4 protein-coding genes are annotated in these 3,139 nt (G+C 72.8%); 1 reads left to right on the top strand and 3 read right to left on the bottom strand.

Annotation, left to right across the window (positions count from 1 at the left end; translation table 11 throughout):
* On the bottom strand, positions 1-396 hold a 396-nt coding region (locus tag A612_RS04270; protein ID WP_019373314.1), incomplete at its 3' end, for a bile acid:sodium symporter.
* Positions 397-458: 62 nt separating this feature from the next.
* Entirely contained in the window at positions 459-1,445 is a 987-nt protein-coding gene (locus A612_RS04265; protein WP_019373313.1) for a quinone oxidoreductase family protein, read from the bottom strand.
* A 120-nt stretch (positions 1,446-1,565) separates the two neighbouring features.
* Here A612_RS04265 and A612_RS04260 point away from each other — a divergent pair, with 120 nt between their 5' ends.
* The gene (locus A612_RS04260) at positions 1,566-2,486 is read left to right on the top strand and encodes a DMT family transporter (RefSeq protein ID WP_019373312.1); all 921 of its coding nucleotides are present in this window, start codon (positions 1,566-1,568) and stop codon (positions 2,484-2,486) included.
* Here the strand turns inward: A612_RS04260 and A612_RS04255 are convergent.
* Positions 2,487-3,139: SDR family oxidoreductase (locus A612_RS04255; protein WP_019373311.1), on the bottom strand; the 653-nt coding region annotated here is incomplete at its 5' end.

Raw genomic sequence — 3,139 nt, 5'->3', positions numbered from 1 at the left:
GCACACGGCGGCCGCCATGTCCCCACCCGCCACCGCCGTGAAGGCAATCGCCGACTGCACCGTGGCCGGCAGCACGCACAGGAACAGCACGCCGGTGTAGAGCTCGGGCGTGACCAGCGGCGCGAGCAGCGGGCGCAGCGCCAGGCCGAGCACCGGGAACAGCGCGAAGGTGCTGCCCACCACCAGCAGGTGCAGCCGCCAGTGGCCGATGCCCGCCAGCACGGCTTCGCGTGAGAGCTTGGCGCCGTGCATGAAGAACAGCAGCGCCACCACGCCCACCGTGGCGCGCTCGAGCCCGGCAGCCAGCGCGCCGGTGGCAGGCAGCAGGCTCGCCAGGGACACGGTGGCGAGCAGCGCCAGGGTGAAATTGTCGGGAAGCAGGCGGGAGCGGGCCATCGGCAGCCGGAGGAGCAAAGGAAAGGCCGGCCGGAAGCGTCCGGCCGCGGCGCGGCGCGGCTTCAGTCGAGCGTGAGGATGGTCGAGCCGGTGGTCTTGCGCGCCTCCAGGTCGCGGTGCGCCTGCTGGACCTCGGCGAGCGGGTAGCGCTGCGCGATATGGATCTTCACCTGGCCACTGGCCACGACCTCGAACAGCTGGTCGGCCATCGCCTGCGTGGCCTCGCGCGTGCGGATGTGCGTGAACAGCGTCTGGCGCGTCACATAGAGCGAGCCCAGGGCGCCGAGCTGCGCCGGCGCGAAGGGCGGCACCGGCCCGGAAGCGTTGCCGAAGCTGGCCATCAGTCCGAAGGGCCGCAGGCACCTCAGGGACGGCTCCCAGGTGTCCTTGCCCACCGAGTCATAGACCACCTTCACGCCGCGCCCGCCGGTGATCTCCTGCACGCGCGCGGCAAAGTCTTCCTCGCGGTAGTTGATGGCGTGCGCCGCGCCGTTGGCCAGTGCCAGCTCGCACTTGGCCTGCGAGCCGGCCGTGGCGATCAGCTCCAGCCCGAGCGCGCGCGCCCACTGGCAGGCGATCAGCCCCACGCCGCCGGCCGCCGCGTGGAACAGCACGTGGTCGCCCGGCTGCAGCCCCTCCACGGGCAGCGTCTTCTTCAGCAGGTACTGCGCCGTCAGGCCCTTGAGCATCATGGCGGCGCCGGTCTCGAAGTCGATCGCATCCGGCAGGCGGCACACGCACATGGCCGGCATCACGCGCGCCTCGGCGTAGCTGCCGGGCGGGTTGCTGGCGTAGGCGGCGCGGTCGCCCGGCTGGAGGTGCGTGACGCCTTCGCCGACGGCCTCGATCACGCCCGCGGCTTCCATGCCGATGCCGGCCGGCATGGAGAGCGGGTACAGGCCGGTGCGGTGGTAGACGTCGATGAAGTTCAGGCCGATGGCGCGGTGGCGGATGCGCACCTCGCCGGGGCCGGGTTCGCCCACCGGCACATCGACGAGCTGCAGTTCTTCGGGGCCGCCGTGCTGGCGGATCTGTACGGCACGGACCATGGTCTGGCTTCTCCTGGTGTCTTGCGGGCGGCGCGCCGGCTGCGGGCGCCAAAGCGCCGATGGTGCCACGGCCGGCGGGCCTGCGCGCGGCGAGGGATCCGGTTACAGTCGCGCTCTTCCATGCCCGAGTCTCCCGATCGACGTCCGCCGCTGACCGCCGGCACGGCGCTGCTGCTGGCCACCGCCCCGCTGATGTGGGCGGGCAACGCCGTCGTCGGCCGCCTGGCGGCGCCGCTGATCGCGCCGGTGGCGCTGAATTTCCTGCGCTGGCTGCTGGCCTTCGCCCTGCTGCTGCCGCTGGCCTGGCCGGTGCTGCGCGCGCGCAGTGGCCTGTGGCCGCACTGGAAGCGCTACGCGATGCTCGGGCTGCTGGGCATCGGCTGCTACAACGCGCTGCAGTACATGGCGCTGACCACCTCGACACCGCTGAACGTGACCCTGGTGGGCGCAGGCGTGCCGATCTGGATGCTGGCCATGGGCGCGCTGTTCTTCGGCGCTCCCGTCTCGCGCCAGCAGGTGCTGGGGGCGCTCGCTTCCGTCGCCGGCGTGCTGGTGGTGCTCAGCCGCGGCAGCTGGCAGGAGCTGCAGGCGCTGCGGCTGGTGCCGGGCGATCTGTACATGGTGCTTGCGACGCTGTGCTGGGCGCTCTACAGCTGGCTGCTGGTGCGCACCGACCAGCCGGCAGGCATCCGCGCCGACTGGGCGGCCTTCCTGCTGGCGCAGATGCTCTTTGGGCTGGGCTGGTCCGGCGCCTTCGCGGGCGCGGAATGGTCGCTCGGCCGCTGGCACGCCGAGTGGGGCTGGCCGCTGGTGGCAATCCTCGCCTTCATCGCCATCGGGCCGGCCATCATCGCGTATCGCTGCTGGGGCCTGGGCGTGCAGCGCGCCGGCCCGGTGGCGGGCGGCTTCTTCATCAACCTCACGCCGCTGTTCGCGGCGCTGCTGTCGGCCGCCTTCCTGGGCGAGCTGCCGCGCCCCTACCACGCAGCGGCCTTCGTGCTGATCGTGGGCGGGATCGTGGTGTCGTCGCGGCGCAGCTGATCAGAACGCGCCCGGGCAGGCGCCGCCGTCGGCCAGGATGTTCTGGCCCGTGATGTAGCCGGCCTGCACGCTGCACAGGAAGGCGCAGATGGCGCCGAATTCCTCCGGCCGGCCGAAGCGCCGGGCGGGGATCATCGCCTCCTGCTGCTGGCGCACCTCCTCTTCGCTGCGCCCGGTCTTGGCGGCCGTCGCCTGGAAGGTGGTGGCCAGGCGGTCCGTGTCGAAGCGCCCCGGCAGCAGGTTGTTCACCGTCACGCCGCGCCCGGCGATGCTGCTGCGCGCCAGGCCCGCCACGAAGCCCGTCAGACCGCTGCGCGCGCCGTTGGACAGGCCGAGGATGTCGATGGGGGCCTTCACCGCGCTGGAGGTGATGTTGACCACGCGCCCGAAGCCGCGCCCGGCCATGCCGTCGACCGTGGCGCGCATCAGCTCGATCGGCGCGAGCATGTTCGCCTCGACGGCGGCGATCCAGGCGTCACGATCCCAGTCGCGGAAATCGCCCGGTGGCGGACCGCCCGCATTGGTCACGACGATGTCGAAATCCGCGCCCGGCCCGCCGGCGACCGCGAAGGCGGCCTCGCGCCCGGCCGGCGTGGTGATGTCCCCGGCGGCAAGGAGCACGCGCGGCGCCTCCTGGCCCGGGCCGCGCGCTG

This window comes from Melaminivora alkalimesophila (assembly GCF_000282995.1).
Lineage (GTDB): Bacteria > Pseudomonadota > Gammaproteobacteria > Burkholderiales > Burkholderiaceae_C > Melaminivora > Melaminivora alkalimesophila.
The sequence above is the reverse complement of the archived record's forward strand: the minus strand, read 5'-3'. Positions and strand labels throughout refer to the sequence as shown.